This is a genomic window from Flavobacterium sp. ENC (assembly GCF_020991415.1).
GTDB lineage: Bacteria > Bacteroidota > Bacteroidia > Flavobacteriales > Flavobacteriaceae > Flavobacterium.
In genome coordinates this window covers 17351-37796 of the sequence record NZ_JAJMOY010000007.1, presented here as the reverse complement: position 1 = coordinate 37796, position 20446 = coordinate 17351, and the positions used below count along the sequence as shown (strand labels likewise).

Genomic DNA, 20446 nt, shown 5'->3' with positions numbered 1-20446 from the left:
CAACCCCTAAACTACTTTTATATGATCTGTAAAAATTATGTTGTTTCCGGAGAAGATGTCAATGACAGCATGGTCATGGAAAGTACGGCTTACATTTCGTACACGCTCCGTTTACTGGATCATTTTTTGTTTGCCAACGGATTTTCGAAAGAGCGGCTCAAGGCGCTGCAGCTGGGTTTGCAGGAAGGCCATCATCAGCTGGTTCCTTACAAAGACCTGATGTTTACCGAGTCCTTTTTCGTGGAAATGAAACAGTGTTACATCGCCGACAAAATCCTGATGGAAAGCTGCTTTTTCAATTCCAAAAACGAATGCTGTGCAATAGTGACCAAAGAAGTCAGGTGGTTTGACCCTGTCCGCAGTCAGGTGATCGCGGCACCGAAACAAATCCTGCGGCATTTCAATACGGGAAACAGGGCCTAAGACGCAACAAACATTCCTACGCTTTCCGTTTTTTCACTTTTTTTCCTTTAGATTTCTTTCCTTTTTTCCACCAGATGATAAATCCTGTTACCGGAAGGGAGGCACCAATCAGGCTGACCAGGCTCCACAGTATTTTACCCGCCAGTCCGAAGAAACTGCCGGTATGCAGATCATGATTGCTCGCCTCGTATACATCTGCGGCATTGTTGTCTTTGTACAATTTGGTTCGTAATAACGCTCCTGTTTTTCCGTCGAAAAAAATACTGTTCTGCTTTCTGGCACTTGCCCATTGGTTGGGATAGGTCATTCGCACCCGGAGTTCACCCGTTTTCCGAACTGAAAAACTAATGGAAGAGGCTCCCGGATATTGGGCGTTCACCGTTTCATAAATTTTGTTGTATCGGACCGGAATGGTCGTCGAATCTGTTTTTGCCGGAGGTACGGCTGCTGTTCCTTTACTTAGAGTGGTTCGGGTCATGACATTCACCGCTTTTTTGGCCGTCTCAAATTTAAAATAGAGTCCTGAAAACGCAATGAGCAACAACACAACAGCAGCATAAAAGCCCAACACCTGGTGCAGGTCGTAGTTGACCCTTTTAAAGGAGCCGCTCCATTTTATCTGAAGCGACTGCCTGACCAGACGCATTTGATTCGGAAACCATAAAATAAGTCCCGTAATCAGCATGAGAAGGAAAATCACCACCGACCAGCCCTGAATGAATTCCCCCGCCTCGCCTAATAAAAGCGTACGGTGTATTTCCAAAACCGTATTGAGCCAGTCTGCGCCTTTTTCATTGACCAGACTTCCATCGTACGGATTAAAGTAGTAGGTCTTTTTCTTTTTGGTCGAAATCTGAACGGTTGCGTTAGCTTCTTCCTTGTTTACTTTTAAAGCCGTTATTTTCTGTTTGGGCTCCAGACGCTGGTAACTCTTAAGTATAGCGGTAAGCCCTATAAAAGTTTTTTGCTGAACAGGCACGTGAAGGTATTCCTGTTGTGCCACCTCGCGGATTTCTTCTTCAAAAACATACAAAAAACCCGTGATACTAATGATCAAAACAATGAGTCCCGATGCTAAACCGAGCCATAAATGTATTTGCCGAACTGCTTTTTTAAATCCTTTTGTCATACGGTATAGTAAAGTCCAAATATAGCTAATAGCCTTTTAAAATACGCCTTCCGAATGCTTAGAATTTTAAGGTACTAGTGCCTGTATCATTGTCGGATTTTGCGCCACTAAAATGGTCGGCCAGTATTTTTCATTCGCCAGATGATCACCTTTTTGTCCTAATCGCGGATGATGTTGGTACTCTATACCATCAAAAAGGCCTAAATCTTATCCGGAAATTTTATAACATTTAACAATAATACTATAACCCGTCTGCGGTACTAAAATCTAAATTTAGGTTTGGGCAGAAGGATTGATTAAAAATTTTTTTTTTTTATTAAACCTCTTTTTTTTGTGATTCGAAATTGAAAAAAGAGGCTCAGTCTGTCTTATAATAGTAGATTTATATCTAACTTGCTTGTATGGAAATAAACACGGATGTACTTATTATTGGCGGCGGCCTGGCAGGTTTGGCCAGTGCTATTCACTTGTCCGCTCAGGGACTGCAGGTGACGCTTGTCGAAAAATCCGGCTATCCGAGACATAAGGTTTGCGGCGAATATATTTCCAATGAAATCCTCCCTTACCTGCAATGGCTTGGTGCCGATGTTTCGGTTTTACAGCCCACCCGTATTTCTAAATTTGAATTTACCACACAGGACGGAAAAACAGCAACAGCCACACTTCCTCTTGGCGGTTTTGGGGTAAGCCGTTATGCGCTGGATCATTTTCTGTACGAAAAAGCAAAAGCCAACGGCTGCAAAATAATAGAGGAAACTGTTACTGCTATTGCTTTTCAGGATGATATCTTCCGGGTGAGTACCTCAACTCAGGTTTTGTCCGCTGCAATTGTTTTGGGGGCATATGGCAAACGTTCCAATATGGATCAGGTGTTATCCAGGGATTTTATTCATAAAAAATCTTCGTGGCTGGCGGTTAAAGGGCATTATTCGGGTAATTTTCCGGATGATCTTGTCGCTTTGCACAACTTTAGCGGAGGCTATTGCGGCGTTTCCAAAGTAGAAAACAATACTATTAATATTTGTTATCTGGCGGATTATGCCACTTTCAAAAAATATAAAAACATAGAAGACTATCAGCGAAATGTCCTGTATAAAAACTGGCAGCTTAAGGCCGTATTTGAAAACAGCCACCTTCTTTTTGAAAAACCCATCACGATCAGTCAGATATCATTCGACAGGAAACAGCCGGTAGAAAACCATATCCTTATGATTGGGGATACAGCCGGCCTTATTCATCCGTTATGCGGCAACGGAATGGCCATGGCCTTACACAGTGCCAAAATAGCGGCAGAACTCGTACTGGAATTTCATGCCGGAACGATTTCACGCGAACGGCTGGAAAAAACGTATACCCAAAAATGGAACATGAATTTTGGCAGACGTTTGTCGATGGGACGCGTGCTGGCCGGCATTTTACGTCATAAAAAAACAGCCGGTGTCCTTGTTTCGGTCGTAGCTTCCTTTCCGGCACTGCTTCCATCCATTATTAAACAAACGCATGGTAAACCTATAGTAATCAATTAAATGGCCATAAACACCGAATACAGAACACAGGAAACCGAGATCATGGATGATTTTACGCTTACGGGTGAAGAATTACGCGCTGCGCTGGATCAGATTGCCCGGATCAACCGTTTATTGGGCGGCAACAAACTGACCCTGAACGGTACAAAAGCATTACTGAAAAAAAAGAATAGTGCCGAACCCATCATAATTGCTGATGTGGGCTGCGGTAATGGCGATATGCTGCGTATGCTGGCGCAATACGGTGCTGCCAATGCACTTAATTTTAAACTGATTGGTATCGATGCCAATGCTTTTACGATACGCTACGCCCAATCACTATCTGCTGAATTTCCGAATATTGAATATATCTGTATTGATATTTTCAGTGAAGAATTTAAGTCCCTTTCGTACGATATTGTTTTGTGTACGCTCACCCTGCACCACTTTACCAATGAGCAGATCACCCATATCATGCGTATCTTTAATACCAATGCAGCAATGGGCATAGTGGTCAACGACCTGCATCGCAGCAAAATGGCTTACCGGCTTTTTGAACTGATTGGTTTTGTGTTCAGGCTGAACCGCATGTCGCGGGAAGATGGACAGGTATCCATATTAAGAGGTTTTAAGAAAAACGAACTGATAGCATTCTCGAAAAAATTAAATGTAAAAAACTATACCATAAACTGGAAGTGGGCTTTCCGCTACCAATGGATAATTGCTAAAAAATGAGTGTAAAAATAACAACAGTGGCCAAACAGCTGCCCCAATATTCCCGTACCACGGCAGAAATCCTTCCTTTTCTGGATGCCTGGCTCTTTGGACATGAAGAACGTTTTATCAAGAAAGTAAAAAAGATATTTGAAGGTGCGGCGGTGGATAAACGCTACTCGATCATGGAGCCCACCGAGGTCTTTACGGCAACCTCCTTTGAAGAGAAAAACGATATTTACAGCCGTGAAATGATACTGCTGGGCGAAAAGGTGCTTGAAAAAGCCCTTACCCAAGCGAATTGGGATCCGAAAACACTGGACTATATTATTACCGTAAGCTGCACCGGAATCATGATTCCATCGCTGGATGCTTACCTGATCAACAAAATGAACCTGCGACAGGATATTGTACGTCTGCCCGTTACCGAAATGGGCTGTGCCGCGGGAATATCGGGTATTATCTATGCCAAAAACTTTCTCAAGGCCAATCCCGGAAAACGCGCTGCCGTGATAGCGGTAGAATCGCCAACGGCTACTTTCCAGCTGAATGATTTTTCGATGCCCAACATTGTAAGTGCCGCTATCTTCGGTGATGGTGCTGCCTGCTGTCTGCTATCTTCCTATGAAGAAGATGAAGGTCCGGAGATCATCGATGAGGAAATGTATCATTTTTATGAAGCCGAACATATGATGGGTTTTAAAGTGACCAACAGCGGCTTGCAGATGGTACTGGATATTGAAGTCCCCGATACCATTGCTGCCCATTTTGGCGACATTATTCATCCTTTCCTGCAAAAAAACAAGCTGGAGATTAATGATCTGGATCATATGATTTTTCATCCCGGCGGCAAAAAAATTGTCACCACCGTAGAAGCCCTCTTCGCCGGACTGGGCAAAAATATTGACGATACGAAAGCAGTACTGAAAGAATACGGCAATATGTCGAGCGCCACGGTGCTGTATGTTTTAGAACGCATTATGGAGAATAAGCCGCAAGCCGGGGAAAAAGGCATGATGCTCAGTTTTGGGCCCGGATTTTCGGCACAACGTGTTTTACTGCAATGGTAATTACTTTTTAAAAACAAACATGGAACTACAAAATATTATCGCGCAACTGCCTTACAGTAAGCCCTTCTTATTTGTCGATGAACTGCTTCAGGCAGATGAAAACAGCATTACAGGAACCTATACGTACCACGAAGACCTTGATTTCTATAAAGGACACTTTAAAGATAATCCCGTAACCCCGGGTGTGATCCTGACGGAAACGATGGCCCAGATCGGGATGGTTTGCCTGGGTATTTATTTACTGGGAAATGAATTGAAAAAAGATACGGTAGTGGCGTTTACCTCGGCGGATATGCAGTTTCTGAAACCCGTCTATCCCAATGAAAAAGTAACGGTCACTTCTACGAAAATATTTTTCAGATTTGGCAAGCTCAAATGTGAAGCGATTATGAAAAACGAAGCCGGACAGGAAGTCTGCAAAGGTATTATTGCCGGCATGATTACGACAAAATTATGAAAAAACGTGTTGTCATAACAGGTCTTGGCGTGGCAGCCCCAAACGGCGTTGGCATTGCCGCGTTTACGCATGCCCTGAAAAACGGAATTTCAGGCATACGCCATGATGCCCAATTGCAGGAGCTGCAGTTTTCCTGCCAGATCGCCGGCCAGCCACAGATTTCGGAAGAACTTAAAGCGCAGTATTTTACAGAACTGGAACTTCGCGGCTTCAACAGCAGCGGTATTTTATATGGTGTGATAGCCGGTATTGGAGCCTGGCAAAATGCCGGATTGCCCATAGAAAAAAACGAAGAACCCGATTGGGACAACGGAACTGTTTTTGGATCCGGCACTTCGGGAATTGATAAATTTCGCGAAAGTATTTATAAAATAGACGACTTGCAGACGCGCAGGCTGGGCAGCACCGTTGTAGCCCAAACCATGAACAGTGGCGTAAGTGCCTATCTGGGCGGCAAACTCGGACTGGGAAATCAGGTGACTACGAATTCTTCTGCCTGCTCTACCGGTACCGAAGCGATCCTAATGGCGTACGACCGTATACAATCGGGACAGGCAAAACGGATACTGGCCGGAAGTACCGGAGACAGCGGCCCTTACATCTGGGCGGGATTTGATGCTTTGCGTGTCTGCAGTTCCAAATACAATGATACTCCCGAAGACGGTTCGCGCCCCATGAGTGCTTCGGCGGCGGGATTTGTCCCGGGCAGCGGTGCCGGTGCTTTAGTGGTCGAAGAGCTGGACAGTGCCCTGGAGCGCGGTGCCACTATCTATGCCGAAATACTGGGCGGGCATGTCAACTCCGGCGGACAGCGCGGCAACGGCAGTATGACGGCACCCAACAGTACTGCCGTGCAAAGATGTATTACGACTGCCCTCCAAAATGCCGGAATATCAGGAACGGATGTAGATGCCATCAACGGCCATCTTACCGCCACTACCAAGGACAGTCTGGAAATTGAGAACTGGACGAAAGCTTTAGGACGAAACGGTGCCGATTTTCCGTACATCAATTCCTTGAAAAGCCTCACAGGTCACTGCCTTAGCGCAGCAGGAAGTATAGAAAGCGTGGCCACAGTTTTGCAGCTTCACGAAGATTTTATCTTTGGAAATACCAATTGCGATGATCTTCATCCTGAAATTACAGCACTTATCGATGCTTCAAAAATCCCTTTGCAGACACTGGAAAGGACTTCTACTATAATTGCCAAGGCGAGTTTTGGTTTTGGCGATGTGAATGCCTGTATCCTCTTTAAAAAATTTCAAAAATAACACTATGAACAAACAAGAACTTATACTGAAGCTAAAAGCGATTATCAAGCCTTACACGACCAATACGGAAGCTTTTGACAACCTTACGGAAGAGACCGATTTTATCAACGATCTTAGTATCAACTCCGCCAATCTGGTGGATATTGTCCTCGATATTGAAGAGACTTTTGATGTCGTTATCGACAATACCGATATGGAACGCATGCTGGATGTAAAAACCGCAGTAGAAATTATTGAAACCAAACTGGCCGCAAAATGATCGGCAATGATGTGATTGATATCCTGCAATCCCGTCAGGAAAGCAACTGGCAGCGCAAAGGTTTTTTGGAAAAACTTTTTACTGTTGAGGAACAAGCTCTTATAACAAAGGCTTTAAATCCTGAAATCAGGGTCTGGATCCTTTGGAGCATGAAGGAAGCGGCGTATAAAATTTACAACCGACAAACAAAAATCAGGGCGTATATTCCTCAAAAGCTGGTCTGCAGCCTGGTGTCCGAAAGTAATAATTCCATTTCGGGAAAAGTGAGCTGCTTAGGAACGGTTTATTATACTCAAACCTTTATTGATAAGGAGTACCTGCATACCATAGCGGTTAACCATCCGGCGCAGTGGGATACGGTAATTGAAATTGAAAAAAAGAATGTTGCCAAAGATCAACATGGAATTCCATTTTTATCTGCTGACCCCTCTCCTAACCGACAAAATGTTTCGGTTAGTAATCACGGGCGTTTTGAAAAGGTGGTTGGTTTCAAAGCTTAAATGGATTAAATATCCGTTAGTTCCTTATTTCACAAGCAGATTGTTTTGAACAGTGGTATCTTATAACTTTAGGATACGATTATATAACCCTGTTGTCCTGCGATTTAAGTAATTTTAGTAAAACTTTAAAAGGAACTATTATGAAAACGAATAATCAAAATCCGGACAATACTAAGAACAATACTGAGAATCGAACTGACAGAAATGACATGAGAAAACATCAGTATAAAGATCATGATACCGTTTTGACAAACGATGAAAATTATGATGTGGACACACACAAATTTAAAGGGGAAGCACCTGATTTCGATGATGAACTGAATAATGAGGAGAAAAAATAGAGTTTTGGGTGTTGGATAATTTGATAATTAGATAATTGGATAATTGGATAATTGGATGTTGGATATTAGATGTTGGATATTACATGTTGGATATTTGATATTGATATTTGATATTTTACTTGACACTACTAAATTATGAATAGATAGCCTGCTTAAATGGGAGTGCTAACTGAAATCTGCGCGAAGGCTAATGGGGCTTGGCGCAGATTTTTTATTTCAGGTAAACTTTGAAGAGTAAAAAAAATTAGGCTTCTAAATACTGCTCAAAGACAACGATCATACACCTGATTCGGGGTACTGCATATTAAAATGGAATTAAAAGGTAGTACAATGCTCATTTGAAGTGTAGAAATTCGTTTCATTAAAAAGTAATCCGTAGTCATAAGCGATTGCCATACAACTTGCGGGTCTCTATAGAATACATTCACCAGTACCCGATTTTTAATGCTTTCTCATTTTGGACAAATAATCCCTCAATTAGACTAAATCTTATAAGAGACTTCTATTGACCTTTGTTCCTTATTAATTTAAAAGAAAAAAAAATGAAACGGGAATTAGGAAAAAACGGTCCGATGGTTTCTGCCGTTGGTTTGGGCTGTATGGGAATGTCAGGTGCATACGGCCAAAGTGATGATGCGCGGTCTGTTGCCACAATACAAAGAGCCCTTGAACTGGGACATAATTTTTTAGACACTGCCGATTATTATCTCGCAGGGCATAATGAACAGCTGATCGCACAAGCTATAAAAGGGAAAAGGGAAACCGCTTTTCTATCGGTAAAAACCGGTCAGTTCGTTTCTCCCTCGGGTCCCGGACCGGTAAGCGGACATCCTGACTACATTCGAAACGCTGTTATGCACAGTCTGCAGCGCCTGAAAACGGATTATATTGATTTATATACGCTGGGACGAATAGACCCCAACGTTCCTGTTGAAGAAACTATTGGTGCCTTATCTGAACTTGTGACCAAAGGAATAGTCCGTTATATTGGCCTCTCTGAGGCATCTGTTACGTCTATTAAAAAAGCGGCTGAAGTACATCCTATTACCGCCCTGCAAATAGAATATTCGCTTTGGACACGGGATATTGAAGCAGAAGTTCTCCCTGCAATTCGTGAACTTGGCATCGGTCTGGTTGCGTATGCTCCTCTAAGCCGTGGGTTTTTAAGTGGCGAATTTAAAACTCCCGATGACCTGAAAGACAATCGTATGCATATGCCCCGTTATCAGGGCGAAAACTTTTATAAAAATCTGCAGCTGGTAGAAAAGATCAGCACTTTGGCCACTGAAAAAAACTGCACCCCCTCCCAGTTAGCGATTGCATGGGTACTCGCACAGGGTGAAGATATCATTACGATCCCCGGGACCAAACGCATCAAATATTTAGAAGAAAACATTGCCTCTGAAAAAGTACAGCTTACTAAAGAAGATCTGGAAACGATAGAGGCCATTATGCCTGCAGGAATTGTATCGGGCACTCGTTACCCTGAGCGGTTCATGAATGCTTTAAACCGGTAAGCATTCCTTTTTGGTTACTGCCAGACCTGAAAGATGAAGTATTGAATACGTTAAAAAAAATAGTTACATTAACCAGATGAAAAAGGACGAAAATATTCCGCATAAATTTGAATCGCTGTCTGAGCTGCATAGGGTACTTGGATTGCCAAAGCCATTACATCCTTTAATCAGTTTGCTTGAGATTAAAGGTGATGGAATAGATTCAGGGAAATTACCCGGCTCTTTTATCTATAATTTTTATAAAATATCCTACAAAAAGAAGCTGACCGGAAAATTAAAATACGGTCAGGGCTATTATGATTTTGATGACGGGGGTTTATTTTTTAAAGCCCCCAATCAGGTAAGTGCCAATGACAGCAACAATGAAGACCATTCCGGTTTTACATTAGTCTTTCATCCTGATTTTTTGGCCGGGTATCCTTTAGCAAAAAAAATAAAGCAATATGGCTTTTTTTCTTACGCTGTTAATGAAGCACTGCATCTTTCAGATAAGGAGAAGGTCAATATTATTTCTGTTTTCAAAATCATTGAAGAAGAATTACAAAACAGAATTGATGATTTTAGCCAGGATGTCATTATTTCACAAATTGAAACCCTGCTGAACTACAGCAACCGTTTTTATAAAAGACAGTTCATTACCCGGAAATCCCAAAACAGTGATTTACTGCAAAAAATGGAAGAATTTCTGGATGCTTATTTTAGTCATGAAAAATACAGGATATCCGGCATCCCGACAGTTCAGCTTCTGGCAGAGACCTTAAAAATTTCACCCGGTTACTTAAGCGACATGCTGCGCAGCCTTACGGGTCAGAATGCACAGCAGCACATTCACGCAAAATTAATTGAAAAAGCAAAAGAAAAAATATCGACGACCCGGCTGACCATTGGTGAAATTGCCTATGAATTAGGGTTTGAGCATCAATCTTCTTTCAATAAATTATTCAAGTTAAAAACAAACCTTTCCCCGCTGGAATACCGACAATCTTTCAATTAAAAAAGAGTGAAAAAATTATTCTTTAATTACAAACAGCAAAGTCTACCAGTAATACATCCGCTGATTTCAGTTTTACTTTTCCCTGCATATCCCGAAAAGAACCCTCTTCCCCGGAACAGTCCTTAACGGATTTGATTTTGATCTCATCGCCTGTAATGGCCGTTACCGTAAAAGCCAATCCTTTACTTTTCGGATTTGGTTTGCCTTGTGCATCTGTAAGCAAATTACAATCCTTCAGTTGTACTGTTTGTTTTTTAATGTAATCTTCCCAGGTTGAAAAGGTAAACTTAAGACCGGTCTTTTTTACTTTTCTCTTTTCTTTGTTCACATAAATAAAAAGATACTCTTTATCGGTATTTACATTTTCGGAATCAAACTCAAAAGCGGCAAAATCAGCATTAGGCACCACTTTTCGCGCCACCACCTTTTTAGGCATCGTCAGTGTAAAATAAGTCATGTCTTCATTCAGTACCATTTCCCCAAAAGTGGTATTGTCCTCATTTAAGATCGTCAGCCTGTCGTTTATATCCAGAGTAAAAGAGACAATACCTTTGCCTCTCATTTTGTCTTCCGTATAGGATGCAAAGGTTTCTCCTTCAAACACCAAATACTCGCCCTGTTTACAATCGGCTATGGAAGCTGGCGGAACTTCTTCTGAAGAAGAATTGGGAATCGTACTTTCGTTTAGTACTGATTCTTCTCTTTTGGTAACTTTGTCGGAGGCATTTTCTTTGCACGAAGCAAATAAAAATGGTATTGCAATATAGATAAATATAGTATTTTTCATTATTCCTGTATTACTGTAATTAATAGACGATAAACCACACATTCAGATGGGGTTGCTGTTATTTATTTTTATAAAAACCGGTGAATTTTTCTTTTTGCTTATCCCTATGAACTGTATTGCTAAAAAACAGGCTTGATGGCTGTAAAGGAGTACCTCCGACCGTATCACTTTCTTTGAGAGGCCGGTATAAACCACTAATGTACCCTTCCTTTTTAGTAATTACAATCTCATTTAAGGGTTCGCCTTTTATTTTGCCATGAAGGTTATCAAATGCAACACTATAGAAAAAACTGTTTTTGTAAGACACATAAATTACATAACGCAATACATTCTGATTATCAAATTCGTAGCTCACGCCATTGCAATAAACAGTTGAAATCGTTTTGCCCTTGTCTCTGATGACTTCAACATTTACTTTGATTTCTTTGGTAAGCGAAGGATCTCCTTTTATTGTAAAGGCCGGTTCCCTGCCGGTACAATTTACAGTTAAAAACAATAACAGCAGTAAACCCGTTTTGGTTTTGATGCTGAAAAAAGATCTGGCAGATCGGGTTATTTTTATTTCCATATTATAGTGCCGTTTATTATGTTAGTCCCCTCCTGTTATTCGAACTACCATTGTGGTTCGCTTTCCTTTTTTATATCTAATGGCATAAAAACATAGTATTCCTTATAGAAGCCCGTAAAATATCGATCGTCAAATTTTCCTTTGCCTTCCGTTGTTGCCTGAACGAGTATCAGATTGTCCTGCTCCAGATAGCCGTATTTATATTCAAATTGTTTTCGGGGCACCACTATGCTTTGTATGATAATTCTATTGTTTTCCAGCCTATAGTATCCTTCAAAAAGTGTATTCTTTTTTAGTGTGAAATCCTTACTGACGGCTTCGCTGTAGTCTGTTTTGGTTTTGATTACACCGGAAGGATCCAGGGTTAAATTACATTGTCCGGTACTGTAAAATTTATAGAAACGATGTTCTTTTGGCTGTCTGACTGTACCTCCGTTCTCCTCTGTCCGGATATGGTCTAAAACGTAAACCCCGTCCGTTCGCAATCCCGATGAAGCATCAAGTATGAAAGTCTGGTCATAAAAAGTATAATCGTTTTTTTGATAAACCTTTGGTGTACACGAAGCGCATAAGCCAATAAATAAAAGCATGAACCAGCAGTTATAGTGCCTTAATCCAAATTTAAAATAATCAGTTCCATTTTTCATGATAATTTCTCCTTTATAAATGAAAACCTAAATATACATAAAATAGTAATCTGCATCAATTGGTTAACTTAAAGTATATAACGATTTTTAATTCAGCACTTTCAGGACAAAAAAAGCTGTGAAATAGTTTCCACAGCTTCTTTTTAATTTTAAAATAAATGTATCCACAATTTGTATGCAGGTCTTCAAAGTTTACGGAACAGCTCCGAAATTATTTTCTGTCCAAACAACAAAATGTGCTTATGGTATTTGAAAGTATTCCTTTAATTTTGAAACTCCTGCAACGGACGTGTCATCATGGTTTCCTTCCGGTACACTAAATAACTGCACTTTTTTTGATACTAAAAATTTTATCTCTTCCGCAGTGAAATTCCCCACTTTTTCATCTTTAGTACCGTAATAATACATTATTTTATCCAGTCCGTTGACGTTCTCCCATAATGTCGTAAATCTTTTGCAGCCTAAAGCAGCGGCCAGCCTTCCTAAATTTCGGTCTTTGGCTGTTTTATTTTCTATAAATGTACAGGTAACTTTTCCATCTGCTCCATACACATATTCGCCATCATATCCTTCGCTGAATTTTTCCCAAAATTCATTTTCCATTTCTAATCTTCCGGCAACAATTAAGGCCTTACTAATTTTTGAAGTACCATATCGGGCAATGTAATCCTGTGCTACAAAAGCACCATAAGAAACTCCTACCAGACAAACGGTCTTTCCTCTACTTTTATAATAACTTACCACTTTATCTACATTTTCTGCATTAGTACTGGCCTTTGTTTTTGCTTCAGCAAATGATATATCCTTATTAAACCAGTCCGGATTTAAGGTTTGTATTTGCTGAACATCTACCCACAATGCATTTTTGGCGTCTGCAAAATCAATCATTTGTGCTGTATCGTTTAATTCATATGACAGTCCTCCCTGCATATTTACCACTACAATGTTGCTGCTTTGATTGCCTGTAATTCTTGCTATTGCCTGTACTTCTGATAAGGTATAATTTTTTTCTCTATCCTTATCATCATCCTTGTTACAACTTACAAGGAAAAGAGAAATACTGATCATCATTAATTTTAAAATATTAGTTCTCATCACTTCCTGTTTTAATTTTTAGTATTTGAATTACAATGGTCCCGTTATAATTTGTATTTACCCATAAAATCAATCACGGACCTGGCAAACAAATCAGGTTCATGAAACATCATATAATGTCCTGAAGCATTAAAATCAACATTGGTCACGTCTTTCGATCCTATATTTTTCAGGAACTCTTTCTGATACGTTCTGGAGACAGCAAAATCATATTTCCCCCAAAGCACCAGACAGGGCATTTTTATGTCTGCCAAAAATGGATTATTGTCTCTTTTCACTATTTCTTTGAACAAAGGCGGATTACTTGAATCTGCACGACTGGTAAATTTAAAATCTGCATTGTTTACTTTTATGACAACTTCGGGGATTTCGGATGTTACAAGATACGCCAGGCTATTAACCTTTTCCGGTTGTTCTTTCACGGCTTCCTTTATCTCTTTCCAGGTTTCAGCATCTTTTCCGGCTGCTATACGTGCATCAGCCTCTGCATTAATATCATCCGTTGTCGTTTGAAGCAGGGTCGTTCCGTTATGCGCTCCGGCAGCATCAATCCAGCCGGCAATTTTATTTCTGCGTTTCTCGTCTTTTAGATACGAAGCCGAAAGCATGCCTCCCCAACTGTGCGCAAACAATACGATCTTTTTTTCCGGATAGTTTTTTCTAAGCTGATCAACTACCTTATCAGCATCATCTACATACTGATCTATTGTATAATATTTTGAATTATCAGAACCTTTCGATTGTCCGGATGCACGCTGCTGCCAATACGCGACCTGATAATCGACTTCTATTTTCTTAAATGCCAGACCATCCTGATACATCCTGAAATCGAGAACATCCGATCCCGGTCCGCCGTGCATCACTAAAATGATTGACTTCGACTCCTTATTTCCATGTACCCAGACAGGCATATTTTCCTCCGCGTTGTTTACCACAAATGTGGCATTTGGAGTGAAGTCCGAAACTTTAACAACATTCCGCTGCTCTTTGGGGTCATCTTTTCTACAGGAAGTTATTCCGGTAACTAAAAGGCAGGCCGTTATTACACAACAAACTGACCTGAAATTAATTTGATTTTTTAAAACTGTTTTCATAATATGAGCGATTTAATAATACTTTCTAAATGATAAAATAAAAACCCAGCTCTTTCTGGTAAGAAAATTTTTACCTTATAGAAACAAAAGTAATTTTACACTCCCTTAAAAACAGCTTACTTTAAATAACTGACAGCATCAATGTAATAATTGGTTATTCTTTTACGTATTACAACAACTTAACTTTAATAAAGCTTAAAAAGGATTGGGAAGATGGATAAACTTTTAAAAGCTTCACCATATTTTAAGAACAAAAAAATGCCCCCAAAAAGTGAGACACTATTTGGAGGCAGTTCTATCTGCATTTACGCATTTTTTATGGGGCGTGTATTTCGATACACTTGCAAAAGCTGCGGTTTATTTATTCCGCTGCCTGTCCCACCTGGATATTGGCAATCAGTTTGATATCTTCACTTAATCCCAAACCTCCTGAATCGGTAATTTTATTCCAGGTCATCCCAAACTCTTTTCGGTTCACGATTCCCGTCACTTCAAAGCCATGTTTTACATTGCCCTGCCCATCCTTTTCAGAGCCACCGTATTCTACACTAAGTTCAATGGGTTTTGTGACCCCTTTCAAAGTCAGATCACCGGTCATTTTATAAGCACTTCCTTCGGTGTTTACAAGTGATGTGGATTGAAAAGTGATTTGCGGATAGGCATCAGCATCAAAAAAATCACCGTTTTGTAAATGCTCGTCGCGTTGCGGCTGATTGGTATCGATACTTTTTACGTCAATCACAATGGACACTTTTGCGTTGTTAAAATCCGATCCTTCGGTAATAATGTTCCCTTCAAATTTTTTGAACGAACCGGTTACTGTAGAAATCACTAAGTGCCTGATTTTAAAAAAAACTTCGGAGTGCAATGGGTCTATTACCCAGGTTGTTGTATTGCTCATATTTTATTTTTTAATTGTTATTATTATAACAAAATTACCTAAGTTTGCTATACAATATATAGTAGTTACCCTTGAGTAAGTAGTTACCTTCAGGTGAGTACACTTTAAATCAAATACTTATGAGCCAAAAAGAGGACGTTTGCCAATATAGGTTAATGATTGCGAGAGATACGCTGGAAGTTATCCAGGGGAAATGGCGTTTGCCCATCATTATTTCTTTAACGCACGGCAACAAACGCTTTGGCGAAATACAAAGGGATATTTCAGATATCTCACCAAAGATGCTGTCTCAGGAATTAAAGGCCTTAGAAACCAATAAAATAATTACCCGTACCCTTCATGACAGCATGCCGGTAACGGTCGAATATTCGCTTACACCGCTTGGAATGACTATGAAAAAATTACTGGACGAAATTTTGGACTGGGGGGTGCTGTTTAGAAAAGAAATCCTGGAAAAATAGTCTGTACCTGATTATTTTTTTGAATTTGGCACCTTAAAACTTTCACATAAAAAACTAAGGAACTGATAATTACATAACTATTGTCGAAAATTATATAACTATTTGAGCCCCTTGTATTTCTAATTTAGCCAAAGTTTAAAAAAGTTTAAAACTGTACAGCTACTATCAATTACTCATTCTCTAAAAATTGAAATCATGAACACTGCAAACCCAACAAACCCGGAAAACTACATGGAACTACAAGGTGAACGTCTTTATTGTGCCTACAGAACAATACGTGAACAATTATTAAATTGGGGCGAAGATCCAAAATATACAGACAGTGAATCCTCAAATGATTTTAGCAGCTATGATAATGTTGCAAAAGAGAATTCCGATGACGTCAGTTCGCTGTAAAGATTTTTAAAAATCTTAGCAACAAAATATTTAAAACAAACAATCCGTTATATAGGCATTTTAAAATGCTCCTTGCAAAAAACCATTAGTGAGAACTAATGGTTTTTTTATTTCCCAGCATTGCTGTATTCCCCTTTATTGAAGTAATGATTATATAAAACATACGGATGATCCTGTAATATTTTTGATACGCAGAGTTTTTAATTTTAAAATAAGAATACATTAAAGTATAAGGATACCTGTTTTTTTTGAAAATATCATTTTCGGGGTAACAGGTAACCTTACGTATTTAGCTTTAAACAATAATTATGGAAGAATTTTTGCGCGACATTTTCAAACACGTTGAAGGCTACTACTACGGCCTTGTCGATATCACACCCAAAATTTTATTAGCCATACTGGTGGTCCTGATCTCGTGGTTCATTGCTGCCCGTGTCAAAGTATTTGCAGACCGCCGGTTAAAAACAAAAATGCACGATCCGCTGCTGGCTACTTTTATTGCCAATCTGATAAAAGCCCTGCTTATTGTTATAGGTTTTTTGTTTATGTTTCGTGTAATTGGCCTTACCGGAGTAGCCCAGAGTGTACTGGCGGGTGCAGGGATATCGGCATTTGTAATTGGTTTTGCGCTGAAGGATATTGGTGAAAATTTCCTGGCCGGAATACTGCTGGCTTTCAAAAGACCTTTTTCCGTAGGGGACATTATCGAAAGCAATGGCGTGAAAGGCAAAGTGGTCGCCCTTAACCTTCGTGATACGCAGATAAAAAGCGACAGCAAGAACATTTATATCCCCAATGCCCTTTTAATTAAAAACACACTGGTCAATTTCAACAGCGAGGGATTCCTGCTGCAGGACTTTACGATAGGCCTGGAATATGGTTCGGATTACAGAAAGGCAATTGAAATTATTACCAACGTCATGAAAACAGATACTGCCGTGGTAGACAAAGGCTATTCTAATTCTGCGGTTGTATCCGGCATTACAGGCAGTACCATCCAAATCATTATCCGTTACTGGGTCCAGACCGACCGGACCGTTACAGATGGCAAACACAGATCGGAAGTAGTTATTAAAGTTGCTGAAGCCTTAAAAGAGAATGGGTTCAATATCAAATAGTTCAATGTTATCCGGGTTAATGGTATAGCTTCCTACCTGCTTTCCTATATTTTAAAACCTAATAAACTGATAATAATACAATTACCAACACGCAATTTTATAATACCAACGCCTCGTTAATCTTTACATTTGTAGTACAGTAATTTTAAAAATGTACTTATGACTACTTCAAATCATAAAAATAATGTTTCAAGTGCGAGAACTTCAGATAAAAAAACGGAAGTAAAGTCGACCGCTTCACGACATAACGATAAAGTTACTGTTGAAGTAAAAAAATCAATAATGACGAGGAATAATTCTTAAAATTGTAAAATCTTATTTAATTTTACAAACAATATTTTAACCTCTGCTTCTAAAAATAATTAATTTGAAACTTCAATTTGACTACTATTTAAACCGGGACGTCATTTTCCTGGCGCAGGATCTTTTGGGAAAAGTGTTGTATACACAGGTTGAAGGAGAAATTACGGCAGGGATAATTGTAGAAACTGAAGCTTATTTCGGTGAACAGGACAAAGCCTCTCATGCCTATGGCGGACGCCGTACCAACCGGACAGAAACACTTTATGGCCAGGGAGGTCTTTCGTATGTTTACCTTTGTTATGGAATCCACCATCTTTTTAATGTAGTCAGTTCTGTTGAAGGCGAACCGCATGCGGTACTGATTCGAGCCGTAGAACCGCTGATCGGTAAAGAAATAATGGAACGCAGACGCAGTATGCCTGTTACGAATGCTGCTATCACTTCCGGGCCCGGCAGTGCTGCCAAAGCTTTGGGAATCAATCGTTCTTTTAATGAAAAAGATTTAACAGGCGAGGAAATCTGGATTGAAGATCATCAGATACAATACACCACCGATCAGATTGCTGCTGTACCGCGTGTTGGTGTTGCCTATGCGAAAGAAGATGCCTTTTTGCCCTGGCGTTTTTTTATTAAAAGCAATAAATATGTAAGTAAACCCAATACTTTCTGATCTTAGAAACGCACTACGTTATCAACATACTATTCAAAATAAAAAATGTGTAAAGCCTTATAAATATGAATGCAACTGCTGCGGAACAGGACAAGGAAACTACCAAAAAAATATTACCGGTAATTCTGGCTACCGCTATTTTTATGCAGATGCTGGACTCCACCATTCTGAATACATCGATCACTTCAATTGCCAGAGATCTGAACGAATCTCCACTGGAAATGCAGAATGCCATTATCAGTTATGTTTTGACGCTGGCACTTTTTATGCCTGTCAGTGGCTTTTTATCGGATAAATTCGGGACCCGAAAAATATTTATTTTTGCTTTATTTTTATTTAGCCTTGGGTCATTGTTTTGCGCACTTTCGCAAAATCTGACTCATCTGGTTTTTGCCCGTGTGTTGCAGGGAATCGGCGGAAGTTTGATGACTCCTGTTGGAAAACTGGCGCTCATCAGGACATTTCCGAAAAAAGAATTGCTGCAAGCGATGAATTTTGCCATTATTCCGGCATTGATCGGTCCGGTATTAGGTCCTTTGGTTGGTGGTTATATGGTCGATTATTTATCCTGGCACTGGATCTTTCTTATTAATATCCCTTTTGGAATTATTGGCGTCATCCTAAGCCTGAAATATATGCCGGATTACAAATCTCCGTTAATTGATTTCGATTTAAAAGGTTTTCTCATTTTTGCTGCAGCCTCACTCCTTTTGTCTGTTGCGCTTGAATTATTTGGCAACACGGTTCAGGTTTCCCCGGTGCTGGCCTTATTTATGGCTGGCTTTATGATGCTGTACTGGTATTATCGTCATGCCGTGACGGACAATAATCCTCTTTTTCCTTTGAATTTATTTCAGGTAAGAACCTTTCGGGTAGGCATTATTGGAAATCTGGCCACCCGTCTGGGTTTTAGTTCAATTCCCTTACTACTGCCCATGATGATTCAGATTGCGTACAGAGAGTCGGCAGTTACCTCGGGATGGATTGTAGCTCCGATGGCCCTAACGGCTATGTTTGGGAAATCGGCTGTCATTAAAATTCTGAATACTTTTGGATACCGGAAAACCTTAATGGTCAATACATTTATTATTGGTGCCCTGATTTGCGCCCTGGCCCTTCCGTCTATACATACATCAATTTACTGGTATGTTCCGATTATCGCCGTATTGGGTTTCTTTAACTCGATACAGTTTACTTCCATGAATTCCATTTCTATTGCCGACTTGCGCGTATATCACACCAGCAGCGGGAACTCACTGGTTTCGGTAAATCAGCAGTTGGCTATCGGTTTTGGTATTGCTTTCGGGTTATTGGTTCTTAAAATTTTTCAGGGCGATGTAAAACTCATTCACAATGAAATTCACAATGCTTTTCGCTATACCTTTCTGGTAGTTGGCTTTTTAACCATCTTATCCGGTTTTGTTTTCAGAAGACTGCACTTTAAAGATGGTGATAATCTGAAGTCTTCTGTCTAAAAATGATAAACAGAACGCACTAAAAAAGTGTAGTTCCTATACCTAATAAGTACTGTAAAAAAAAACTAAACTCTTCAGTTTAGCTTTTTTACTAATTATCGGAATTACAATCCAAAATTTTCATCATAAAATGTTACCTCGCCGGTTGTAATATCATGCGTACCTCCCACAATTCCAATTTCTCCTTTCTCAATCATTTCTTTTAGGATTGGACTGCGTTCCAATATTGATTTTACGGTACGCTTCACATTAATTTTGGATACATTCTCCACAAAAACAGGATTGCCTGAATTACGGTTTTCTTTGGTTTCAGTCTCATCGTCTACCGCCGGGCGTATTTTTGTCAGCAGTGCTGTTAAGTTCCCCATTTCAACATGATCGCAGGCCCCTTTTACAGCTCCGCATTTGGTGTGCCCTAATACTACGATAATTTTGGAACCAGCTACTTTACAGCCAAATTCCATACTGCCTAAAATGTCCTCATTGATAATATTTCCGGCAATACGCACACTAAAAACATCTCCAAGTCCCTGATCAAATATCAATTCTGCAGAAGTCCTGCTGTCGATACAACTCAGGATTACAGCAAAAGGATGCTGCCCGTCTGACGTTTCATTGGCCTGCTGCAGCAGATTACGATTTATTTTCAGGTTGCTTACAAACCTTTGGTTTCCTTCTTTTAATAGTTCCAAAGCTTTTGCTGGTGTAATAGCAGCCTGCATTTCTTTTGTTAATGTTTTCATTTTGTATT

General features: G+C 39.9%; 25 protein-coding genes. 17 read left to right on the top strand and 8 right to left on the bottom strand.

All coding sequences use genetic code 11. The features are described 5' to 3' along the window. Window positions 1–21: 21 nt before the first annotated feature. The gene (locus tag LPB89_RS17470; protein WP_230702972.1) at window positions 22–423 is read left to right on the top strand and encodes a hypothetical protein; all 402 of its coding nucleotides are present in this window, start codon (window positions 22–24) and stop codon (window positions 421–423) included. A gap of 16 nt (window positions 424–439) precedes the next feature. Here LPB89_RS17470 and LPB89_RS17465 read toward each other — a convergent pair whose 3' ends face one another. Then, window positions 440–1552 carry a PepSY domain-containing protein gene (locus LPB89_RS17465; RefSeq protein WP_230702971.1) on the bottom strand — a complete coding sequence of 371 codons (1113 nt, stop codon included), beginning with the start codon at window positions 1550–1552 and terminating at the stop codon, window positions 440–442. A 401-nt stretch (window positions 1553–1953) separates the two neighbouring features. On the opposite strand from LPB89_RS17465, the gene LPB89_RS17460 reads away from it, so the two are divergent. The 10 genes from LPB89_RS17460 (at window position 1954) to LPB89_RS17415 (ending at window position 10180) form a co-directional block, all read left to right on the top strand. Next, window positions 1954–3078, top strand: coding sequence for an NAD(P)/FAD-dependent oxidoreductase (locus LPB89_RS17460; RefSeq protein ID WP_230702970.1), 1125 nt, complete (start codon window positions 1954–1956; stop codon window positions 3076–3078). Beyond that, window positions 3079–3792: a methyltransferase domain-containing protein gene (locus LPB89_RS17455; RefSeq protein ID WP_230702969.1), complete on the top strand. Its 714-nt coding sequence runs from the start codon at window positions 3079–3081 to the stop codon at window positions 3790–3792. It begins immediately after the preceding gene. Next, complete coding sequence (locus LPB89_RS17450; protein ID WP_230702968.1) at window positions 3789–4841, top strand: type III polyketide synthase; 1053 nt, start codon at window positions 3789–3791, stop codon at window positions 4839–4841. Before LPB89_RS17455 ends, LPB89_RS17450 begins: the two co-directional genes overlap by 4 nt. Before the next feature lie 19 nt (window positions 4842–4860). Next, a complete protein-coding gene (locus tag LPB89_RS17445) occupies window positions 4861–5298 on the top strand; it encodes a 3-hydroxyacyl-ACP dehydratase FabZ family protein (RefSeq protein ID WP_127336476.1) in 438 nt (145 codons plus the stop codon). Beyond that, the gene (locus LPB89_RS17440) at window positions 5295–6569 is read left to right on the top strand and encodes a beta-ketoacyl synthase (RefSeq protein WP_230702967.1); all 1275 of its coding nucleotides are present in this window, start codon (window positions 5295–5297) and stop codon (window positions 6567–6569) included. Before LPB89_RS17445 ends, LPB89_RS17440 begins: the two co-directional genes overlap by 4 nt. 4 nt (window positions 6570–6573) lie before the next feature. Continuing rightward, window positions 6574–6828, top strand: coding sequence for an acyl carrier protein (locus tag LPB89_RS17435; RefSeq protein ID WP_230702966.1), 255 nt, complete (start codon window positions 6574–6576; stop codon window positions 6826–6828). Next, complete coding sequence (locus LPB89_RS17430; RefSeq protein ID WP_230702965.1) at window positions 6825–7328, top strand: 4'-phosphopantetheinyl transferase superfamily protein; 504 nt, start codon at window positions 6825–6827, stop codon at window positions 7326–7328. Before LPB89_RS17435 ends, LPB89_RS17430 begins: the two co-directional genes overlap by 4 nt. Before the next feature lie 140 nt (window positions 7329–7468). After that, the gene (locus LPB89_RS17425; protein ID WP_127336480.1) at window positions 7469–7669 is read left to right on the top strand and encodes a hypothetical protein; all 201 of its coding nucleotides are present in this window, start codon (window positions 7469–7471) and stop codon (window positions 7667–7669) included. Between the two features lie 542 nt (window positions 7670–8211). Next, window positions 8212–9186, top strand: a complete 975-nt coding sequence (locus tag LPB89_RS17420; RefSeq protein WP_230702964.1) for an aldo/keto reductase — start codon at window positions 8212–8214, stop codon at window positions 9184–9186. 76 nt (window positions 9187–9262) lie between these two features. Further along, a complete protein-coding gene (locus LPB89_RS17415) occupies window positions 9263–10180 on the top strand; it encodes an AraC family transcriptional regulator (RefSeq protein WP_230702963.1) in 918 nt (305 codons plus the stop codon). A 22-nt stretch (window positions 10181–10202) separates the two neighbouring features. Here LPB89_RS17415 and LPB89_RS17410 read toward each other — a convergent pair whose 3' ends face one another. The 6 genes from LPB89_RS17410 to LPB89_RS17385 form a co-directional block, all read right to left on the bottom strand. Next, window positions 10203–10967: a hypothetical protein gene (locus LPB89_RS17410; protein WP_230702962.1), complete on the bottom strand. Its 765-nt coding sequence runs from the start codon at window positions 10965–10967 to the stop codon at window positions 10203–10205. 58 nt (window positions 10968–11025) lie between these two features. Then, window positions 11026–11535 carry a hypothetical protein gene (locus LPB89_RS17405; RefSeq protein ID WP_230702961.1) on the bottom strand — a complete coding sequence of 170 codons (510 nt, stop codon included), beginning with the start codon at window positions 11533–11535 and terminating at the stop codon, window positions 11026–11028. 44 nt (window positions 11536–11579) lie between these two features. Then, entirely contained in the window at window positions 11580–12182 is a 603-nt protein-coding gene (locus tag LPB89_RS17400; protein ID WP_230702960.1) for a hypothetical protein, read from the bottom strand. A gap of 240 nt (window positions 12183–12422) precedes the next feature. After that, window positions 12423–13277, bottom strand: coding sequence for a hypothetical protein (locus tag LPB89_RS17395; protein ID WP_230702959.1), 855 nt, complete (start codon window positions 13275–13277; stop codon window positions 12423–12425). Between the two features lie 44 nt (window positions 13278–13321). After that, window positions 13322–14371, bottom strand: coding sequence for an alpha/beta fold hydrolase (locus tag LPB89_RS17390; RefSeq protein WP_230702958.1), 1050 nt, complete (start codon window positions 14369–14371; stop codon window positions 13322–13324). 361 nt (window positions 14372–14732) lie between these two features. Next, complete coding sequence (locus LPB89_RS17385; RefSeq protein WP_230702957.1) at window positions 14733–15272, bottom strand: YceI family protein; 540 nt, start codon at window positions 15270–15272, stop codon at window positions 14733–14735. A 119-nt stretch (window positions 15273–15391) separates the two neighbouring features. Between LPB89_RS17385 and LPB89_RS17380 the strand changes: the two genes are divergently transcribed. The 6 genes from LPB89_RS17380 (at window position 15392) to LPB89_RS17355 (ending at window position 19695) form a co-directional block, all read left to right on the top strand. Beyond that, window positions 15392–15733 (top strand): helix-turn-helix domain-containing protein, encoded by a 342-nt coding sequence (locus LPB89_RS17380; RefSeq protein ID WP_230702956.1) that lies wholly within the window; start codon window positions 15392–15394, stop codon window positions 15731–15733. A 195-nt stretch (window positions 15734–15928) separates the two neighbouring features. Continuing rightward, window positions 15929–16129: a hypothetical protein gene (locus LPB89_RS17375; RefSeq protein WP_230702955.1), complete on the top strand. Its 201-nt coding sequence runs from the start codon at window positions 15929–15931 to the stop codon at window positions 16127–16129. 308 nt (window positions 16130–16437) lie between these two features. After that, on the top strand, window positions 16438–17247 hold the full coding sequence (locus LPB89_RS17370) for a mechanosensitive ion channel family protein (protein WP_230702954.1): 810 nt from the start codon (window positions 16438–16440) through the stop codon (window positions 17245–17247). A gap of 159 nt (window positions 17248–17406) precedes the next feature. Further along, window positions 17407–17550, top strand: coding sequence for a hypothetical protein (locus LPB89_RS17365; protein ID WP_230702953.1), 144 nt, complete (start codon window positions 17407–17409; stop codon window positions 17548–17550). A gap of 64 nt (window positions 17551–17614) precedes the next feature. Continuing rightward, the gene (locus LPB89_RS17360) at window positions 17615–18220 is read left to right on the top strand and encodes a DNA-3-methyladenine glycosylase (RefSeq protein ID WP_230702952.1); all 606 of its coding nucleotides are present in this window, start codon (window positions 17615–17617) and stop codon (window positions 18218–18220) included. Between the two features lie 65 nt (window positions 18221–18285). After that, complete coding sequence (locus LPB89_RS17355; RefSeq protein ID WP_230702951.1) at window positions 18286–19695, top strand: MFS transporter; 1410 nt, start codon at window positions 18286–18288, stop codon at window positions 19693–19695. Window positions 19696–19799: 104 nt separating this feature from the next. Here LPB89_RS17355 and LPB89_RS17350 read toward each other — a convergent pair whose 3' ends face one another. After that, a complete protein-coding gene (locus LPB89_RS17350; RefSeq protein ID WP_230702950.1) occupies window positions 19800–20438 on the bottom strand; it encodes a carbonic anhydrase family protein in 639 nt (212 codons plus the stop codon). Window positions 20439–20446 lie beyond the last annotated feature (8 nt).